Raw genomic sequence first — 17,487 nt, 5'->3', positions numbered from 1 at the left:
TCGGCTGTGGGCTTCTTGTACACTCGCCTCACTAGCCCCCACCTGTACATTTTGGTGACAGCATGATCGAGGTAACCGAGGTTTCCATTGCCGAGCTGCGCGACGCGCTCACGACTGGCCGTACCACGGCAGTCGAACTCGTCAAGGCCTACCTGGCCCGCATCGACGCCTACGACGGCGCCGACACCGCCACCGCGCTGAATGCGGTGGTGGTACGCAACCCTGAAGCACTCAAGGAGGCCGAGGCCTCCGACGCCCGGCGCGCCCGTGGTGAAAGCCTTGGCCCGCTCGATGGCATTCCCTACACGGCCAAGGACAGCTACCTGGTCAAAGGCCTGACCGCTGCCTCCGGTAGCCCGGCATTCGCCGAGCTGGTCGCCCAGCGCGACGCCTTCACCATCGAGCGCCTGCGCGCGGCCGGCGCCATCTGCCTGGGCAAGACCAATATGCCGCCGATGGCCAACGGCGGCATGCAGCGTGGCGTCTATGGCCGCGCCGAAAGTCCGTACAACGCCGCCTATCTTACCGCGCCGTTCGCCTCCGGCTCGTCCAACGGTGCCGGCACCGCTACCGCCGCCAGTTTCTCGGCCTTCGGCCTGGCTGAAGAAACCTGGTCCAGCGGTCGTGGCCCTGCTTCGAACAACGGCCTGTGCGCCTATACCCCGTCGCGCGGGGTGATCTCGGTGCGCGGCAACTGGCCGCTGACGCCGACCATGGATGTGGTGGTGCCGTATGCGCGGACCATGAGCGATCTGCTGGAGATCCTCGATGTCGTGGTGGCCGACGATGCCGACCCACGCGGCGACCTGTGGCGCCTGCAACCTTGGGTGCCAATCCCTGCGGCGTCCTCGGTTCGCCCGGCTTCCTACCTTGACCTGGCGGTCGATGCCAGCTCGCTCAAGGGCAAGCGTTTCGGTGTGCCGCGCATGTACATCAATGCCGATGAACTGGCCGGCACCTCGGAAAAACCGGGTATCGGCGGCCCGACCGGCCAGCGTATCAACACCCGCGCCAGCGTCATCGACCTCTGGCAGCAAGCGCGCCTGGCCCTTGAGGCCGCTGGCGCAGAAGTGGTCGAGGTGGACTTCCCGCTGGTCTCCAACTGCGAAGGCGACCGCCCCGGTGCACCGACCGTGTACAACCGCGGCATCGTTTCCAGGGAGTTCCTCCACGACGAGTTGTGGGAGCTGTCCGGTTGGGCCTTCGACGACTTCCTGCGGGCCAACGATGATCCTAAGCTCAACCGCCTGGCTGATGTCGATGGGTCGAAGATCTTCCCCCACGACCCCGGCACCCTGCCAAACCGCGAAGATGACTTGGCCGCCGGCATGGACGAGTACGTCAACATGGCCAAGCGCGGCCTGAAAAGCTGGGATCAGATCGCGACCGTCCCGGACGGTCTGCGCGGCCTGGAGCAGACCCGCAAGCTCGACCTGGAAGACTGGATGGACAACCTCGGCCTGCACGCCGTGCTGTTCCCCACCGTGGCCGACGTGGGTCCTGCGGATGCCGACGTCAATCCTGCGTCGGCGGACATCGCCTGGAGCAATGGCATCTGGGTGGCCAACGGCAACCTGGCGATCCGTCACTTGGGCGTGCCTACGGTCACCGTGCCGATGGGCGTGATGGCTGATATCGGCATGCCCGTGGGGCTGACCTTTGCCGGCCGGGCTTATGATGACTCGGCCCTGCTGAGCTTCGCCGCCGCCTTCGAGTCGACTGGCTCACGTCGTATCGTGCCGCCGCGCACGCCTGCGCTGGGCTGATATCGCGTCGCTCTTTTCGCGGGCAAGCCCGCTCCCACAGGGTCTCCCCCGCTCTTCAGGCTGGTGGGGTACCTGTAGGAGCGGGCTTGCCCGCGATAAGGCCGGTACTGTTAGCCTCGTTGACTCATCGCTCAAAATTCAACAAACTGTATAAAAATAACATTTTGTTGAATAAATTATGTCCGTTACTCACCTCCAACGCGAACGCCAACTGGTCCTGTCCACCCTCAAGGCTGCTATCGCCGCGATCGGCAGCGTTGCCGGGCGCAACATGGAGATCCTCCTGCACGACCTCGACCAACCCGAGCAATCGGTGGTGGCAATCGTCAACGGCCACCTTTCCGGACGCGTCGTCGGCAGCCCGATTCTCGCCGCACCCGAACAGGATCAAGGCTTTCAGGCGCTGATGCGCGCCGCGCACACGCCAGGCTGCGAGCCGGTGGTCCTGCCTGATTACCCCACCACCCTCAAAGGCCGCAGCCTGCGCAGCGCCACCGCTATCCTGCGCGACAGCGAAGGGCATCCGTTCGCCAGCCTGTGCGTCAATGTCGACCACAGTGGCCTGGATGCCGCCCTTGAGTTCCTCCGGCAACTGCAGCCATTGGGCGCACATCAGGTCTTGAGCACGCCCCTGCCAGTCGACGACCCAGCCGATATGAGCGTGCTGATGGCCGAGATCATTGCCAACGCGCTGCAGTCTTGCGGTCACGGCCGGATGAACAAACAGGCCAAAGTCGAGGCCGTGCGGGTGATGCAGGAGCGCGGTCTGTTCATCGTCAAAGGCGGCGTGGAAAAAGCCGCCGCAGCGCTCGGTGTGTCCCGCTACACCGTTTACAACTACCTTGAGCAATTGCGTGGCGAAACCTCGTCCGCTGCTCGTGACGACTGACTTCACGGAGACCGCCATGCCCTTGCACATCCACACCCCGCTGATCGAATCACGCCCTCTGTCGCTGGCTGCTGGCCGCTCTGTCTGGCTCAAGCTCGATGCCTTGCAGCCTTGCGGCTCGTTCAAGCTGCGCGGGGTTGGCCACGCCTGCGAAGTCCACCACGCTCGTGGCGCGCGCCACTTTGTCTCGTCCTCAGGCGGCAACGCTGGCCTGGCAGTGGCCTATGCCGGGCGTCTGCTGGGCGTGCCGGTGACCGTGGTGGTGCCGGAAACCACCACCGAACGCGCCAAGGAGCTGCTGCGCCTGGAGGATGCCAAAGTGGTGGTACATGGCGGCTCCTGGCAGGAAGCCAACGAACTGGCGCAAACCTTGATCGGGCCGAACGACGCCTTCATCCATCCGTTCGACGATCCACTGTTGTGGGCCGGCCACGCAAGCATGATCGACGAAGTTGCCGAGGCGGGCTTCAAGCCCGATGCGCTGGTGTTGTCGGTCGGCGGCGGGGGGTTGCTCAGCGGCGTCGTCGAGGGGCTCAAGCGCAATGGCTGGCAGGATGTGCCGGTGCTGGCGGTGGAAACTCAAGGTGCTGGCTCTTTACATGCTGCCGCGCAGGCTGGACACACGGTAGAGCTGCAGCGGATCGCGTCGGTGGCTACCTCTCTTGGCGCCAAACGTGTAGCGGAACAGGCGATGGAGTGCCTACGCACTCACCCGGTCGAGAGTCATCTGGTCAGTGACCGCGAAGCGCTGCAAGCCTGCGAGCGGTTCTTGCTCGATCACCGGCTGCTGGTAGAGCCCGCCTGTGGGGCGGCGCTGGCGTTGGCCTATAACGCTCAAGCTTTGGGCAACTATAAGCAGGTGATGGTCGTGGTGTGTGGCGGTGCTACCGCTACCTTGGAACAGATCCAGGCGTGGTTGGCGGCGTGTCCTGAGTGATGTCATGGCTGCACTGGCGTCTTCGCGGGCAAGCCCGCTCCTACAGGATCCGCGTGGACCTGGAGGTTGTATTTCTCTGACTCAACGCCGGCCATAAACGCTATGGCTAAGCCTATGGGAGCGGGCTTGCCCAGGCAAAAAAAGCCCGTGCCAGGCACGGGCAAAACAACACCACCGCACAATCGGTTAGCCGCCAGCGGGTGTTTAGTGATCCATCTCATCCTTGGTGATCTTGCCGGTGTGTGGGTCGACATGGAATTCATACTTCATGCCATCGGCCTTCATGCCCTCACCTTCCCAATGGCCGTCGTCGGCCTCGATCTTGGTGATCTGGGTATAGCCAGCAGCCTTGAGACTGGCTTCGGCCTGATCCTTGGTGACCTTCCAGTCAGCGCCAGGCTGGTCAGCCCAAGCCGCACTCGCGCCGAGTGCGCTAACCAATGCGAGGCCTGTGAACAGTCGTGTCAGTGCTTTCATCATGAACGTCCTTTTTGCGTGAAGGTACAAGGTGCGACTGGAGATTTTCGACGAAGGTTCATTCTTTGCACCGGTCGGATTCTCACGGCTCAGACCGGTGCCACGATTAGGATGGTCACATTGCTGTGCTCCACTGCTGGCACCGCAGTAGCAATGTGTTACGCAACTCAGACGAAATGCGTCTTCGACCCTTTCGATATGCGGCGCGGGAAGGCACAATGCGTGTCCTTTTTTTGGCCGGCCTGGCCGGGGGCCTTTAAATGATCAAGACGCCGTATTACCTCATCGACAAACAGAAGCTGCTGGGCAACCTGGAGAAGATCGCCTACGTGCGCGAAAACTCCGGGGCAAAGGCCTTGCTGGCACTCAAGTGCTTCGCCACCTGGTCGGTGTTCGACCTGATGCAGCAGTACATGGACGGCACCACTTCGTCCTCGCTCTACGAGCTCAAGCTCGGCCGCGAAAAGTTCGCCGGCGAAACCCACGCCTACAGCGTGGCCTGGGCCGACGATGAAATCGAAGACATGCTGGTCAACTGCGACAAGATCATCTTCAACTCGATCGGCCAGCTGCAGCGCTTTGCCGAGCAGTCCGAAGGCAAGGTCCGCGGCTTGCGCGTCAACCCGCAGGTGAGCAGCTCCGACTACCTGCTGGCCGACCCCGCGCGGCCGTTCAGCCGCCTCGGCGAGTGGGACCCGGAGAAGATCGAAAAGGTCATCGGGCAGATCTCCGGCTTCATGTTCCACAACAACTGCGAGAACGGCGACTTCAGCCTGTTCGACAAGATGCTGGCGCACATCGAAGAGCGCTTCGGCCATCTGCTGCACAAGGTCGAGTGGGTCAGCCTGGGCGGCGGCATCCACTTCACCGGCGCCGACTATGCGCTGGATGAGTTCTGCGCGCGCCTGAAGGGCTTCTCCGAGAAATACGGCGTGCAGGTCTACCTGGAGCCGGGCGAAGCCGCCATCACCAAGAGCGCCTCGCTCGAAGTGACCGTGCTCGACACCCTGTTCAACGGCAAGAACCTGGCCGTGGTCGACAGCTCGATCGAAGCGCACATGCTCGACCTGCTGATCTACCGCCTCGACGCCAAGATGGCCCCCAATGATGGCGAGCACACCTACATGGTCTGCGGCAAATCGTGCCTGGCCGGCGACATCTTCGGCGAGTACCAGTTCGAGCGTCCGCTGGCCATCGGCGATCGCCTGTCGTTCGTTGACGCGGCCGGCTACACCATGGTCAAGAAAAACTGGTTCAACGGTCTGAAGATGCCGTCCATCGTGGTCAAGCAACTCGACGGCAGCGTCGAAGTGGTGCGCGAGTTCGGTTTTGAAGACTACGTTTCGAGCCTGTCGTAAGACAGGCCATTTAGTAAGGAGCAAGGGATAAATTGAAGAAGAACGTTCTTATCATTGGTGCAGGAGGTGTCGCCAAGGTGGTGGCCCACAAGTGCGCGCAGCATAACGACGAACTCGGTCGTATTGCCATTGCGTCGCGGAACATCTCCAAATGCCAGGCCATCATCGACAGCGTCAAGGCCAAGGGTAGCCTCAAGGTACCCGCCGACATCCAGGCCTTCTCGCTCAATGCACTCGATGTCGAGGCGACCAAAGCGCTGATCCGCGAAACCGAATCGCAGATCGTGATCAACGTGGGTTCCGCCTTCCTCAACATGTCGGTGCTGCGTGCCTGCATCGATACCGGTGTCGCCTACCTGGACACCGCCATTCACGAAGAGCCGGGCAAGATCTGCGAGACTCCGCCCTGGTACGGCAACTACGAGTGGAAACACCTCGAAGAGTGCCAAGACAAGAACATTACCGCCATTCTCGGCGTCGGTTTCGACCCGGGTGTGGTGAACAGCTATGCCGCATTGGCACAGCAGCAGTATTTCGACCAGATCGACTCGATCGACATCCTCGACGTCAATGCCGGTTCCCATGGCAAGTACTTCGCCACCAACTTCGACCCGGAAATCAACTTCCGCGAGTTTACCGGTCAAGTCTGGAGCTGGCAGAACAGCCAATGGACCAGCAACACCATGTTCGAGGTCAAGCGCACTGACGACTTGCCGATAGTAGGTTCGCAGAACCTGTACCTGACCGGTCACGACGAAGTGCACTCGCTGTCGAAGAACCTCGGCGTTGCCAACGTGCGTTTCTGGATGAGCTTCGGCGAGCACTACATCAATGTGTTCACCGTGCTGAAGAACCTCGGCCTGCTCTCCGAGCAACCGGTCAAGACCGCCGAAGGCCTGGAAGTGGTGCCCCTGAAAGTGGTCAAGGCCGTACTGCCTGACCCCTCCTCGCTGGCCCCGGGCTACACCGGCAAGACCTGCATCGGTGACCTGGTCAAGGGCACCAAGGATGGCCAGCCGCGCGAAGTGTTCATCTACAACGTAGCTGACCACGAAGAAGCCTACGCCGAGACCGACAGCCAGGGTATCTCCTACACCGCCGGCGTTCCGCCAGTGGCGGCGGCGCTGCTGGTCGCCCGCGGTCAGTGGGACGTGCAGCGCATGGTCAACGTCGAGGAGCTGCCAGCTGAGCCGTTCCTCAAGGCGTTGGACGTGATGGGCCTGCCGACCCGCGTCAAAGATGAAAAAGGCGATCGTCCTTGGGACGCGCAAGCCTAAGCAGCAAACTGAAGGGGCGCCATCATGGCGCCCCTTCTGCATGTCCCTTGCGCTTACTTGCGCGCCTCCAGGATCAAGTTGAACGGCGTCTGCGTCGCACGCCGGAACTGCTTGAAGCCTGCCTCCTCGAACACCGCCCTGAGCCGCGTCTGGCCCGCTTGCGCACCCAATCCAAGGCCCACTTCCTGGGATAGCGAGTTCGGCGTGCAGATGAACGTGGAAGCTGCATAGAACAAGCGCCCGACCGGGTTGATATTGCCGTCCAGGGTATCTTCGGCGTAGGGCTCGACCAGCATCACCGTGCCGTCGTCCTTGAGCGCGTGATAGGCGTGGCGCGCCGCCCCCACAGGGTCGCCCATGTCATGCAGGCAGTCAAAGAAGCACACTAGGTCGTGGTCATGGCCTGGATAGTCCTTGGCAGTGGCCTGCTCGAACGCGACACGCTGTTCAAGCCCCGCCTCTTTGGCCCGCTCCCGGGCGGTGAGGATCGAAGGCGCGTGGTAGTCATAGCCGACAAAGCGCGAGGCGGGAAACGCCTGGGCCATGACCAGGGTCGAGGCGCCGTGGCCACAACCGATATCGGCCACCTTCGCGCCTTTCTCAAGCTTACTGACTACCCCCTCGAGTGCCGGCAGCCACTGAGCCACCAGGAACGTGCGATAACCCGGCCGGAAGAAACGCTCGGTGCCGCTGAACATGCACGGGTGATGATCGCCCCAGGCCAGGCCACCGTCACCACGCATGGCGCTCACCAGCTTGTCCTTGTCATGAAACAGCGCCGCCACCACCGCTGCCCCGCCCGCCATGTACACGGGCGAATCCTCGATGGCCAGGGCCAAGGCGTGCTCCTCTGGCAGCAGGAAAGTCCCGTTGTCGTGGCGCATGTAGCCGGAGGCAGCCTGGGCGTTGAGCCACTCGCGCACCAGGCGTGGGTGGCAGCCGGTCTTTTGCGCCAGTGCCTGGGGCGTGACCGGCTGGCTGTCGGCCATGGCCCGATACAGCCCCAACTCATCGCCAAGAATGACATTCGCCAGCGTTGCCGCCGCGCCCATGTCGCCGACCAGCTTGCCCATGAAGTCTTGCAGCTTTGCCTCGTCCATGACCTGACCTCCTCTACGCGAAGGCCACCGTCAGCCAGAGAGCACCCACTGCGCGCGGCTACAGGCGGTGGTCGGATCGATAGTGGCGACTGTTGCCGGGTGCTGTGCAACAGCCCAAGGCTTTAAGTCTAGCCCTCGGCTTGTGCGACCGGGCGGTTGCCGGATAGACGCGCTGGGCGGCCTGCGCTATCTTCGCGCCGCTGCGCGCCCACTTGCCAATTCCGACCGACCAGGCGCAGCAAAGGACTGCCTTCAATGCCCCAGCTGTCGCAAAGCCGCCTCGTCGCCGTGCTCATCGGTGTCGCCTTCGTCATCTTCGATCAATGGATCAAACTGCTCGCACTGGTCGCCCTCAAGGCGCAGAGCTACAGCTTCGGTAACAGCGTCGCCTGGATGGATGTGGGCCTGAGCCTCAACCCGGGTGCGTTTCTGAGCCTGGGCGCCAACCTTGCCCCAGGCTTGAAGCAACTGATTTTCGTTGTTGCCGTCGGCGTGGTGTGCTGCTGGGCGATCGGCTGGGCCCTGTCGCGCTGGACACGCGCACCGCTCAAGGCGGTGTCGGTGTATTTCATCGCCCTGGGTGGAGTATCGAACCTGATCGACCGCGTCGCCCGCGACGGCCACGTGGTCGACTACCTGGTGCTCAATCTCGGGTCGCTGCACACCGGCGTATTCAACCTCGCCGATATCGCCATCATGGCCGGCGCGGTGGTATTGGCGGTGGATGGGCTGACGAAACCGAGCAAGGCTAAGGTTTAGACTAGGACTATATAAGCTGGAGAGTTGGGCTATGGATCAAGTGGTGCTGGAGATGAGCAACAAAAACCTGGCACTAGCCTAATGCTGTTCACTCAAGATTAGGGGGGCGCTTTGCGCCCCTTTGCGGCGGTTCGGCGCTCCGACAAGCCCGCTCCCACAGGGTCTCCACCGCTCTTCAGGCTGGTGGGGTACCTGTGGGAGCGGGCTTGCCCGCGAAGGGGCGCAAAGCGGCCCCAAAGCAGGACGCCCTGTTAAACGTGGCAAATCGGCATCTGCTTGATAATCAATAAAGCCGTCGCATGAACCAACAGCAGGTCACCGCCGTGCTGCTGGTTCAGCAGACTCAATCAGTTAGTTCCCCCGCGCTTTTCCAGGCTCTCAACCAACGCTTTGGCCAGCGCCTTGTCGGAGAACGGGTTCTGCCCAGTGATCAGCTCGCGGTCGACCACCACGTGGGGCGTCCAGGCGTTGGCGTAGTTCATCTGGCCTCCCGCGCCAGCCATGGCGTTGGCCGGGTAGAACAACAGCCGTTGATCCTTCAGCGAGCCTTCGAAGACCTGTTCCTCGGGGTCGGAGAAAATGGTCATGCGATAACCCTGGTAGATCCAGTTACTGGCCGCTGGTTTGTCGCCGCGAGCCAACGCTGCCTGGTAGCTGGCAGGGTCCTGCTGGGCAGACAACAGCGCAATCGGTCCGTGGCAGATGGCCGCGGTTGGCTTGCCCGCTTGATGGAAATGACGCAACAGCGCGCCAACATCGGGGTTATTGGCCAGATCAATCAACGGCGCATGGCCACCTGGAATGAACAGCCCCGCGTAACGATGCAAATCCCCAGCAAGCACTTCTTTCACTGACAGGGTGTCTTTGATCCCAGGCAGGCTGTCCACCAGCTTGCCGATACGCTGCATTTCTGCGGTGTCACCACCAAAGTACTGCGGGTCGACCGAGCGTACATCGACACTGGGCGCATTACCCTTGGGCGTGACCAACACCAGCGTGTAACCGGCCTTTAACAACTGGTCGGCTGGTACGCCGAATTCGTTGAGGTAATAACCGGTGGAGTACTGCTTGCCGTCTTGCAACGGCAGTTGATTTTCGCTGGACAGCAGCACCAGCACTTCGCCCTTGGGCGCGGCGGCGGCGCCACCGGCAAACAGCGCACCGGCAATAGCCAGCGCCAGAGTAGAGGTCTTGTTCATCAGTCTTCCCAGATTCAGGCGAAAGGAGCGGTGTCCAGTGGACGAGCCAGATGGACTTGCGGGGCGCTAACCAGCCAGTCGGCGACAGTGGCGCGATAAGCCTGATAGTGAGCGCTCTGCCGGTGCGCCTCGATGGCAGCGTGGTCGGTGTACAGCTCGAACAGCTCGAACGACACTTCATCGCCCTCTCGAACGAACAGGTCGTAGCGCAGATTGCCGGGCTCGGCGCGCGAATCGGCAACCAATGAACGCAGGGCTTGCTCTAGCGCGTCGCGATGCTCGGGTTTGGGGCAGATGGTGGCAAAAATGCTGATAGGCATGGGGCCTCCCAGTGAGTGGTAACGATCAGTGGGCCTATGCTAACTAGCGCGCTATGATTCGATAATTCGAAAGCGCTTATGCCTGCGATCCAAAAAATGAATATCACTCACAAAGATCTCAATCTATTGCTGGTATTCCACGTGCTCTATCAAGAGCGCAATGCCACCCTGGCCGCCGAGCGCATGGCCCTCAGCCAACCGGCGCTAAGCCATAAGCTCAACAAACTGCGGCATCAGTTCGGCGACCCCTTGTTCGTGCGTGCGCCACGCGGCCTGACGCCGACACCCCGGGCTCACGAGATGGCGCCGCAAGTGCAGCGTCTAGTTGAAGATCTACAGGGTTTCTATGAACGCTGCGATGACCTGGACTTCCTCACCCGCCCTGCCCGCCTGCATCTGTACAGCACCGACTACATGGAGCAGACGCTACTACCTCGGTTGCTGCCGATCATCCGCAGCCAGGCGCCCAACCTGGTGTTGATCACCCACAACACCCGTGGCCAACTGCCACGCGAAGCCCTGGAAAAAGGCACCTGCGACCTGGCCATCGCCGGCTTCTACACCGATTTGCCGGACACCTTCCACCAGCAGCGCCTGCTCAGTGAAGACTTCGTGGTGCTGGCCGCACGCAGCAATCCGCGCCTTGGCGCAGGGATGAGCCTGGAGGCGTTTCTTGCTTGCGAGCATCTGCTGACCACCCTGACCGGTGATCTCGACGGCCTGGTCGACCGCGCGCTGCGCGCTGAGGGGCGCAGCCGGCGGGTGGTGGCCGGACTGTCCAGCTTCCTGGCGCCGGCCCGCTTGATCCGCGGCACCGATCTACTCCTTACCTGCCTGCGGGCAGTGGCGGTCGAAGCCGTCGAGCGTGATCCGCAGCTGTGCATTTACCCCATGCCCTTGGCGCTACCAACAATCGAGCTCATGCAGATCTGGCACGAACGCACCCACACCGACCCATTACGCAAATGGTTCCGTCAGCAAGTGTGGGAGGTGGCCGCTAAGGCCTGAATACTCGATTGCGGGCACAGCCGGGGGCCGACGTGCCCGCAATAAGCTAACGATCAGGGCGTGGCCACGGGCGTTGGCGCACTACTCGGCACTGCCAGTTGCAGTACCTCGTTGGTATAGGCCCACTCTTTCTCGACCATGTCTGGGTGGTCGTTCAACCGCGTGCCATAGGACGGGATGATCTCACGCAGTTTGGTCTGCCAGGCCGGCGAGGCCATTTTGTCCTTGAACACCCGCTGCATCAGATCGAGCATGATCGGCGGTGCAGTCGAGGCGCCCGGCGAGGCACCGAGCAAGCCGGCGATGCTGCCATCCTTGGCGGCGACCACTTCGGTACCCAGCTTCAGGACACCGCCCTGATCCTTGTCTTTCTTGATGATCTGCACACGCTGGCCAGCCTGCCACAGGCGCCAGTCTTCCTGCTTGGCGTTGGGGAAGTAGGTCTTGAGCGCATCGAAGCGATCAGCATCCGATTGCAACACTTGGCCGATCAGGTACTGCACCAGATCGAACTCACGCACCCCTACCCGAACCATCGGCCAGACGTTATGGGTAGACATGCTGGCAAACAGGTCCAGGAGCGACCCTTCCTTGAGAAACTTGGTGGAGAAGGTGGCGAACGGCCCGAACAGAATCACCTGCTTGCCATCGAGCACGCGGGTGTCCAGGTGCGGCACCGACATCGGCGGCGCACCGGTCGAGGCGATACCGTAAGCCTTGGCCATGTGCCGCTTGGCGATGGCCGGGTTGTCGGTCACCAGGAACGAGCCGCCGACCGGAAAACCTGCGTAATCCTTGGCCTCATCGATGCCGGCTTTTTGCAGCAGCGGCAGCGCCGCACCACCTGCCCCGATGAACAAGAACTTGGTATCAGTGGCTGATTTGCTGCCGTCCTTGAGGTTCTTGTACTCGACGTGCCAAGAGCCATCGTCGTTACGGGTGATGTCTTCCACTTCGGTCGACAGTTTCAAGTCGAAATTCGGTCGACTTTGCAGGTAGCCGACGTACTGGCGGGTGATCTCGCCGAAATTCACATCAGTGCCGATCGGCGTCCAGGTCACCGCCAATTTCTGATTCGGATCACGTCCTTCCATCATCAGAGGCACCCACTTCTTGATCTGCTCCGGGTCCTCGGAGTACTGCATGGGACGGAACAGCGGGCTGGCCTGCAGCGCCTCGTAACGACGTTTCAAGAAGCGGATGTTGTCATCGCCCCAGACGAAGCTCATGTGCGGCGTGGAATTGATGAACGAGCGCGGGTTCTTCAGCACCCCGCTCTTGACCTGCCAGGCCAGAAACTGCCGGGTGATCTGGAACGACTCATTGATCTCGATGGCCTTGGAGATGTCGATCTTGCCGTTCTTCTCCGGCGTGTAGTTAAGCTCGGCCAACGCCGAGTGGCCGGTGCCGGCGTTGTTCCAGCCGTTGGAGCTTTCCTCGGCGACTTTGTCCAGGCGCTCGACCATCTGCATCGACCACCCCGGCTCCAGTTCATTGAGCCAAATGGCCAAGGTCGAGCTCATGATGCCGCCACCCACCAGCAACACATCGACCCGCTTGGTCTCTGCCGCCTGGGCATTGAATAGGCCGCAGGCCATGACCAGGCTGGCCAACGCCCATTTCGACTTGATCATGATGTTCATGTCCTCTCCCACGAGGCGCAGCGGGCCTCGATCTGTTCTGCGTGCTTCTCCATGCCCTGCTCCGTCACATTCAGCCTGGAATCAAGCTTAGCTGAGCAATTCACTCGGGCATCATTTGCCAGCACCCAAGAACCCGGAGCGGGCTTGCCCCGCGATTGCGTACCCTGTAGACGCTATCGCGGCACCTGCGGTTTTCGGAATCCGGCGAACACAGACGACAACAGGCACTTGCATCCAACTCCTTCTGCAAATACTGTATGAATATTCAGTGTTTTGAGTAGACCGCATGCAACTCATCGCCAAACTCGGCATTCTTGCCGACGCTGCCAAATACGACGCCTCGTGCGCCAGTAGCGGCGCACCCAAGCGCAGCTCGCGTGGCCGCGAGGGGCTTGGCGCCACCGATGGCATGGGCATCTGCCACAGCTACACCCCTGATGGCCGCTGCGTCTCGTTGCTCAAGGTACTGCTGACCAATTTCTGTCTCTACGATTGCCAATACTGCGTCAACCGCCGCTCCAGCAACGTCCCGCGAGCGCGCTTCAGCCCTGAGGAGGTGGTGCGCCTTACCCTGGATTTCTACCGGCGCAACTGCATCAGCGGCCTGTTTCTCAGCTCCGGCATCATCCGCTCGGCCGACTACACCATGGAGCAATTGATCGAGGTGGCGCGCCTGCTACGTGAGGAGCACGAATTCCGAGGCTACATCCACCTCAAGACCATTCCCGATGCCGACCCCCTACTGATCGAACAAGCCGGCCGCCTGGCCGATCGGCTCAGCGTCAATGTCGAACTGCCTACCGACGCCAGCCTCAAACGCCTGGCTCCGGAGAAGCACGCACATACCATCCGCCAGGCCATGGGCACCATCCAGCAAGGCCAGCTGGCAGTAGCGGGCGAACCTCGCGCGCCGCGCTTCACCCCGGCCGGGCAAAGCACCCAAGTGATCGTCGGCGCCGACGACACCGATGACCGCACCCTGCTGGGCAATGCCGAATCGCTGTACCAAGGCTATGGCCTCAAGCGCGTTTATTACTCGGCCTTCAGCCCGATACCCGACAGCCCTAACAGCGTGCCGTTGGCAGCCCCGCCGCTGCTGCGCGAGCACCGCTTGTACCAGGCCGACTTCCTGATGCGCGGCTATGGCTACAAGGCCGGTGAGCTACTGAGCCAGGCAGGCAACCTGGATCTGGACATAGACCCAAAGCTCGCCTGGGCCTTGGCCAACCGTGAGGTATTCCCGCTCGATGTGAACCGCGCCGAACCTGCGCTGTTGGCGCGCATCCCCGGCATCGGTCTGCGCAGCGTGCAGCGGCTGGTCGCGCTGCGCCGGGAACGGCGCATCCGCTATGACGACCTGATCCAGCTGCGGTGTGTGCTGGACAAGGCTCGCCCATTCATCGTCACCAGTGACTACCGCCCGGCTCAAGCCGAGCTGCGCAGCGGCCTGTTGCGCGCACGCCTGCGCGAACCGCAGGCCCCGGTGCAGATGGGGCTGTGGGGATGATCGCGCTCGATTGCGACAACCATTTTGCCCTGTGGCGCGAACAGGCGCGCACGCTGCTCAGCCACGGCATCGACCCCGCCCAGGTCAGCTGGGCACAAGGTCCGATCGACGATTTGCTCGCCGTGCCAACGCCATTGCCAGAACGCCGTGGGCCATTCCAAGCGAAAGTACCGGCGGCCCTGTTGAGCCAGCTGGAGCAGGCGGCCCGCTACCACGGCGAGCAGCGCTGGAACCTGTTGTATGAGGTGCTCTGGCGGGTTGCCCACGGCGACCGCACTGCCATGCTCGCAGGTGATCGCCTAGGGAGCGAACTGCACCGGCGGATCAAGCAGGTCAGCCGTGAAGCCCACCACCTGCACGCCTTCGTGCGTTTCGTACCGCTTCCAGTGCTGCTCGCCGAGCAGCTGCAGCTTGACCTGGTCGCCTACCATGAACCGGCGCACGACATCCTTGAAAGTGCCAGCAGCCACTTCGCCGATCGCCTCGGCCGCCAGCGCTGGTTGATTGCAACCGATCGCGACGCTGTGCGCTTCGATGGGCAAACCCTGGATTACCGTCGTCACTGTCCAGAGCAGTGGCGCCAGTGGGCGCGGCACGCCGAAGATCCCGGCGCAGAGCTGTGGCGCACCTACTACCGACACACCTTCAATCCGGCCCGGCTCAACCCTGATGCCCTGCGCCTGCACATGCCAGGCAGGTTCTGGCGGCACTTGCCCGAGGGCATGCTGATCCCGCAACTGATGGGCCAGGCTCGCCAAGGCAAGCAGCGCGATGGCCAGGCGCTGGAAGTGGCGCAACAAGCTGGCAAGCGGATTGCCAAGGCTCGCGATTAGGCCTGCGGCCAACCTTCTCCTCCGCTTTCCCAGCCTTCGCCTGCAAATGTGAAAATTTCCTAAAAAATTGTAGGGGACCTGTCTTCTCTACCGCGACAAATCCTGACACACTAATTGCTAATCATTCTCAGACGCAGAATTATTTGCTCTTTTAACCCGTCAGGAACCGCTGCTCATGTCGCGCCCTTCTTCGCAACGCCGCTTCAGCCCCTCACGCAATCTACTGGCCATGGCCATCTGTATGGCGACCGTCGCTCCGGCGCTGGCCGAGGAAGCCGACCAGCCTAAGGATCAGGCGCAATCCAATGGTGCGGTAATGGAGCTCGGCGCTACCGAGGTCAGCTCTACCGGTCTGGGCAGCACGACAGAAGGAACGACCTCCTACACCACCGGCGCCATGGCGACTGCAACCAAATTGCCCTTGAGCCTGCGCGAGACCCCACAAGCGGTGACCGTGATCACCCGTCAGCGCATGGACGATCAGGCCATGACCAGCATCAACGATGTGGTCAAGTACAGCCCAGGCCTGTTCCTCAGCCAATCCAGCGGCCCAGGGCGCCAGACGTATTCGGCGCGCGGCTTCGATATCGATAACCTGATGTACGACGGCATCCCCAGCAACTATCAGGGCTGGACGGTCGGCGCCCAGCCGAACCTGGCAATGTTCGACCGGGTGGAAGTGGTGCGTGGCGCAACTGGCCTGGTCACCGGCAGCGGCAACCCCTCGGCAGCGATCAACCTGGTCCGCAAGCGCCCGCTGGCCGAACAGAAAGTCACCCTGACCGGGGCTGCCGGCACTTGGGACAACTACCGCGGCGAGATCGACGCCTCCAGCCCGCTCAACGACAGCGGCACACTGCGCGGACGAGTGGTCGCCTCCTATCGTGATGCCAACGGCTTCGTCGACAGCATGGAGGAAAGCCATGGCCTGTTCTATGCGATCACTGAAGCGGACCTGAGCGACGACACCACCCTGACGCTGGGCTTCTCCAACCAGAAAGACAAGACCAATTACTTCTGGGGCGCGTCGATGGTGGGCCTGGACGGCCACCACCTGGATTTGCCGCGCTCGTACAACCCAGGCACTGACTGGGAAAACAAAGACCAGGAAATCAACACAGTGTTCGCCGAGGTGCGCCAGCGCTTGGCCAACGACTGGAAATTGCAAGTCAATGCCACCTATAGCGAGCAGGATGCGCTGTTCTCAGGTTCCTATCAGTCGCGCTGGGCCGCCGACCAGTCGTTGCAAAGAACCGTCTACCAGTCTGGCCAGGAAGAAAACCAGGCCGGCCTGGACGCGTTTGCCAGCGGCCCATTCCAAGCCTTTGGTCGCAGCCACGAACTGGTGGTGGGTGCGAGCAAACGCATTTATGACATGACCACCAACAACTACAGCCCCTACAACATGTTCTGGCCGCTCAATGGGCCGAAGCCGAACTTCGTCCACACCGACAACACCCGTGAAGTCACCACCCAGGATGCGGTCTACATGAGCACCCGCCTGAGCCTGGCCGACCCGCTGAAACTGATCCTCGGTGGGCGCCTGGACTGGTACGACTACGACAACCGTGACGACTCCGACGCCAGCTACAAGGTGACCCGCAACGTCACCCGCTATGCCGGCCTGATCTACGATCTGGACGAGCATCACTCGGTGTATGTCAGCTACAGCGACATCTTCAACCCGCAGAGCTCCAAGGACGTCTCCGGCACGCCGGTCAAGCCGATCGTGGGCAAGAACTACGAGGTCGGCATCAAGGGTGAGTACTTCGACGGCGCCCTGAACGCAAGCTTGGCGGTGTTCCGCATCGACCAGGAAAACCGAGCCGTACAAGTCGACGTACCGTGCCCACAACTGGCTTGCTACGAGGCCTCCGGTGAGGTTCGCAGCCAGGGTATCGAGTTGGAGCTGCAGGGCGCACTGACCGAGAACTGGCAGGTCGGCGCCGGTTACACCTATGCCCGCGCGCACACCATCAAGGATGAAAAAAGCCCGGAGAAGGTCAACAAACAGCTGACCACCGACCTGCCCGAGCGCATGTTCAAGCTCTCGACCGTCTACCGCTTCCAGGGTCCGCTGGAAAAACTGCGCGTCGGCGGCAACGTCTACTGGCAGAGCCGTATGTACAACGACATCGCACTTAGCGACGGCAGCAACTACCGCTTGATCCAGGGCGCCTATGCCGTCACTGACGTGATGGCCGGCTACCAGGTCAACCAGCACCTGGACCTGCAACTCAATGCCAACAATATCTTCGATCGCAAATACTACTCGTCGATCTCCTCTTCCTGGCAGTACGGCGGCGACACTTATGGCGCCCCACGCAACATGATGCTGACGGCCAAATACAGCTTCTAAGTCATCGCCCCTATCCACTCTGCGCAGGGACGCGCACCTCACCCTCCTCGCTTAG

The 17,487-nt window shown here is 61.8% G+C and carries 15 protein-coding genes; 10 read left to right on the top strand and 5 right to left on the bottom strand.

What is annotated here, in order from left to right:
- The first annotated feature begins 62 nt into the window (after positions 1 to 62).
- The 3 genes from OIU19_RS03825 (at position 63) to OIU19_RS03815 (ending at position 3,592) form a co-directional block, all read left to right on the top strand.
- Entirely contained in the window at positions 63 to 1,766 is a 1,704-nt protein-coding gene (locus OIU19_RS03825) for an amidase (protein ID WP_264233445.1), read from the top strand.
- 178 nt (positions 1,767 to 1,944) lie between these two features.
- The gene (locus OIU19_RS03820) at positions 1,945 to 2,655 is read left to right on the top strand and encodes a transcriptional regulator (RefSeq protein ID WP_264233443.1); all 711 of its coding nucleotides are present in this window, start codon (positions 1,945 to 1,947) and stop codon (positions 2,653 to 2,655) included.
- 16 nt (positions 2,656 to 2,671) lie between these two features.
- Positions 2,672 to 3,592 (top strand): pyridoxal-phosphate dependent enzyme, encoded by a 921-nt coding sequence (locus tag OIU19_RS03815; protein WP_264233441.1) that lies wholly within the window; start codon positions 2,672 to 2,674, stop codon positions 3,590 to 3,592.
- A gap of 204 nt (positions 3,593 to 3,796) precedes the next feature.
- Here the strand turns inward: OIU19_RS03815 and OIU19_RS03810 are convergent, their stop codons facing one another.
- Complete coding sequence (locus OIU19_RS03810; protein WP_264233439.1) at positions 3,797 to 4,069, bottom strand: PepSY domain-containing protein; 273 nt, start codon at positions 4,067 to 4,069, stop codon at positions 3,797 to 3,799.
- 260 nt (positions 4,070 to 4,329) lie between these two features.
- Here OIU19_RS03810 and OIU19_RS03805 point away from each other — a divergent pair, with 260 nt between their 5' ends.
- Together OIU19_RS03805 and OIU19_RS03800 are read left to right on the top strand one after the other, a co-directional pair.
- Positions 4,330 to 5,427 carry a carboxynorspermidine decarboxylase gene (locus OIU19_RS03805; protein ID WP_264233436.1) on the top strand — a complete coding sequence of 366 codons (1,098 nt, stop codon included), beginning with the start codon at positions 4,330 to 4,332 and terminating at the stop codon, positions 5,425 to 5,427.
- Positions 5,428 to 5,459: 32 nt separating this feature from the next.
- The gene (locus OIU19_RS03800; protein ID WP_264233435.1) at positions 5,460 to 6,704 is read left to right on the top strand and encodes a saccharopine dehydrogenase family protein; all 1,245 of its coding nucleotides are present in this window, start codon (positions 5,460 to 5,462) and stop codon (positions 6,702 to 6,704) included.
- A gap of 53 nt (positions 6,705 to 6,757) precedes the next feature.
- Here OIU19_RS03800 and OIU19_RS03795 read toward each other — a convergent pair whose 3' ends face one another.
- Complete coding sequence (locus OIU19_RS03795; RefSeq protein WP_264233434.1) at positions 6,758 to 7,804, bottom strand: class I SAM-dependent methyltransferase; 1,047 nt, start codon at positions 7,802 to 7,804, stop codon at positions 6,758 to 6,760.
- A gap of 255 nt (positions 7,805 to 8,059) precedes the next feature.
- Between OIU19_RS03795 and OIU19_RS03790 the strand changes: the two genes are divergently transcribed.
- Positions 8,060 to 8,563 carry a signal peptidase II gene (locus tag OIU19_RS03790; protein ID WP_264233432.1) on the top strand — a complete coding sequence of 168 codons (504 nt, stop codon included), beginning with the start codon at positions 8,060 to 8,062 and terminating at the stop codon, positions 8,561 to 8,563.
- Between the two features lie 347 nt (positions 8,564 to 8,910).
- Here OIU19_RS03790 and OIU19_RS03785 read toward each other — a convergent pair whose 3' ends face one another.
- On the bottom strand, positions 8,911 to 9,762 hold the full coding sequence (locus OIU19_RS03785; protein WP_264233429.1) for a type 1 glutamine amidotransferase domain-containing protein: 852 nt from the start codon (positions 9,760 to 9,762) through the stop codon (positions 8,911 to 8,913).
- 14 nt (positions 9,763 to 9,776) lie between these two features.
- Entirely contained in the window at positions 9,777 to 10,082 is a 306-nt protein-coding gene (locus OIU19_RS03780; protein ID WP_264233428.1) for a putative quinol monooxygenase, read from the bottom strand.
- A gap of 96 nt (positions 10,083 to 10,178) precedes the next feature.
- On the opposite strand from OIU19_RS03780, the gene OIU19_RS03775 reads away from it, so the two are divergent.
- Positions 10,179 to 11,090 carry a LysR family transcriptional regulator gene (locus OIU19_RS03775; protein ID WP_264233426.1) on the top strand — a complete coding sequence of 304 codons (912 nt, stop codon included), beginning with the start codon at positions 10,179 to 10,181 and terminating at the stop codon, positions 11,088 to 11,090.
- Positions 11,091 to 11,143: 53 nt separating this feature from the next.
- On the opposite strand, the gene mqo is transcribed toward OIU19_RS03775, so the two are convergent.
- Positions 11,144 to 12,733 carry a malate dehydrogenase (quinone) gene (gene mqo / locus OIU19_RS03770; protein ID WP_264233424.1) on the bottom strand — a complete coding sequence of 530 codons (1,590 nt, stop codon included), beginning with the start codon at positions 12,731 to 12,733 and terminating at the stop codon, positions 11,144 to 11,146.
- A gap of 286 nt (positions 12,734 to 13,019) precedes the next feature.
- On the opposite strand from mqo, the gene OIU19_RS03765 reads away from it, so the two are divergent.
- From OIU19_RS03765 to OIU19_RS03755, 3 genes are all read left to right on the top strand, one after another.
- Positions 13,020 to 14,240 carry a putative DNA modification/repair radical SAM protein gene (locus OIU19_RS03765; protein ID WP_186555132.1) on the top strand — a complete coding sequence of 407 codons (1,221 nt, stop codon included), beginning with the start codon at positions 13,020 to 13,022 and terminating at the stop codon, positions 14,238 to 14,240.
- On the top strand, positions 14,231 to 15,073 hold the full coding sequence (locus OIU19_RS03760; protein WP_264233422.1) for a TIGR03915 family putative DNA repair protein: 843 nt from the start codon (positions 14,231 to 14,233) through the stop codon (positions 15,071 to 15,073). The genes OIU19_RS03765 and OIU19_RS03760 overlap by 10 nt, the downstream gene beginning before the upstream one ends.
- A 175-nt stretch (positions 15,074 to 15,248) precedes the next feature.
- Positions 15,249 to 17,432 carry a TonB-dependent siderophore receptor gene (locus tag OIU19_RS03755; RefSeq protein WP_264233421.1) on the top strand — a complete coding sequence of 728 codons (2,184 nt, stop codon included), beginning with the start codon at positions 15,249 to 15,251 and terminating at the stop codon, positions 17,430 to 17,432.
- The last annotated feature ends 55 nt before the right edge of the window (positions 17,433 to 17,487 follow it).

Origin of the sequence: Pseudomonas sp. BT-42-2 (assembly GCF_025847435.2) — a bacterium.
Classification (GTDB): Bacteria; Pseudomonadota; Gammaproteobacteria; order Pseudomonadales; family Pseudomonadaceae; genus Aquipseudomonas; species Aquipseudomonas urmiensis.
This window is presented reverse-complemented; position numbering and strand designations above follow the sequence as displayed.

Bases quoted from the DNA above. Each gene is read 5' to 3' on its own strand.
- OIU19_RS03755 (WP_264233421.1), top strand. From the start codon at position 15,249: ATGTCGCGCCCTTCTTCGCAACGCCGCTTCAGCCCCTCACGCAATCTA.
- mqo (WP_264233424.1), bottom strand. From the start codon at position 12,733: ATGAACATCATGATCAAGTCGAAATGGGCGTTGGCCAGCCTGGTCATG.
- OIU19_RS03810 (WP_264233439.1), bottom strand. From the start codon at position 4,069: ATGAAAGCACTGACACGACTGTTCACAGGCCTCGCATTGGTTAGCGCA.
- OIU19_RS03795 (WP_264233434.1), bottom strand. From the start codon at position 7,804: ATGGACGAGGCAAAGCTGCAAGACTTCATGGGCAAGCTGGTCGGCGAC.
- OIU19_RS03820 (WP_264233443.1), top strand. From the start codon at position 1,945: ATGTCCGTTACTCACCTCCAACGCGAACGCCAACTGGTCCTGTCCACC.
- OIU19_RS03785 (WP_264233429.1), bottom strand. From the start codon at position 9,762: ATGAACAAGACCTCTACTCTGGCGCTGGCTATTGCCGGTGCGCTGTTT.
- OIU19_RS03805 (WP_264233436.1), top strand. From the start codon at position 4,330: ATGATCAAGACGCCGTATTACCTCATCGACAAACAGAAGCTGCTGGGC.
- OIU19_RS03825 (WP_264233445.1), top strand. From the start codon at position 63: ATGATCGAGGTAACCGAGGTTTCCATTGCCGAGCTGCGCGACGCGCTC.
- OIU19_RS03815 (WP_264233441.1), top strand. From the start codon at position 2,672: ATGCCCTTGCACATCCACACCCCGCTGATCGAATCACGCCCTCTGTCG.
- OIU19_RS03775 (WP_264233426.1), top strand. From the start codon at position 10,179: ATGAATATCACTCACAAAGATCTCAATCTATTGCTGGTATTCCACGTG.
- OIU19_RS03765 (WP_186555132.1), top strand. From the start codon at position 13,020: ATGCAACTCATCGCCAAACTCGGCATTCTTGCCGACGCTGCCAAATAC.
- OIU19_RS03780 (WP_264233428.1), bottom strand. From the start codon at position 10,082: ATGCCTATCAGCATTTTTGCCACCATCTGCCCCAAACCCGAGCATCGC.
- OIU19_RS03790 (WP_264233432.1), top strand. From the start codon at position 8,060: ATGCCCCAGCTGTCGCAAAGCCGCCTCGTCGCCGTGCTCATCGGTGTC.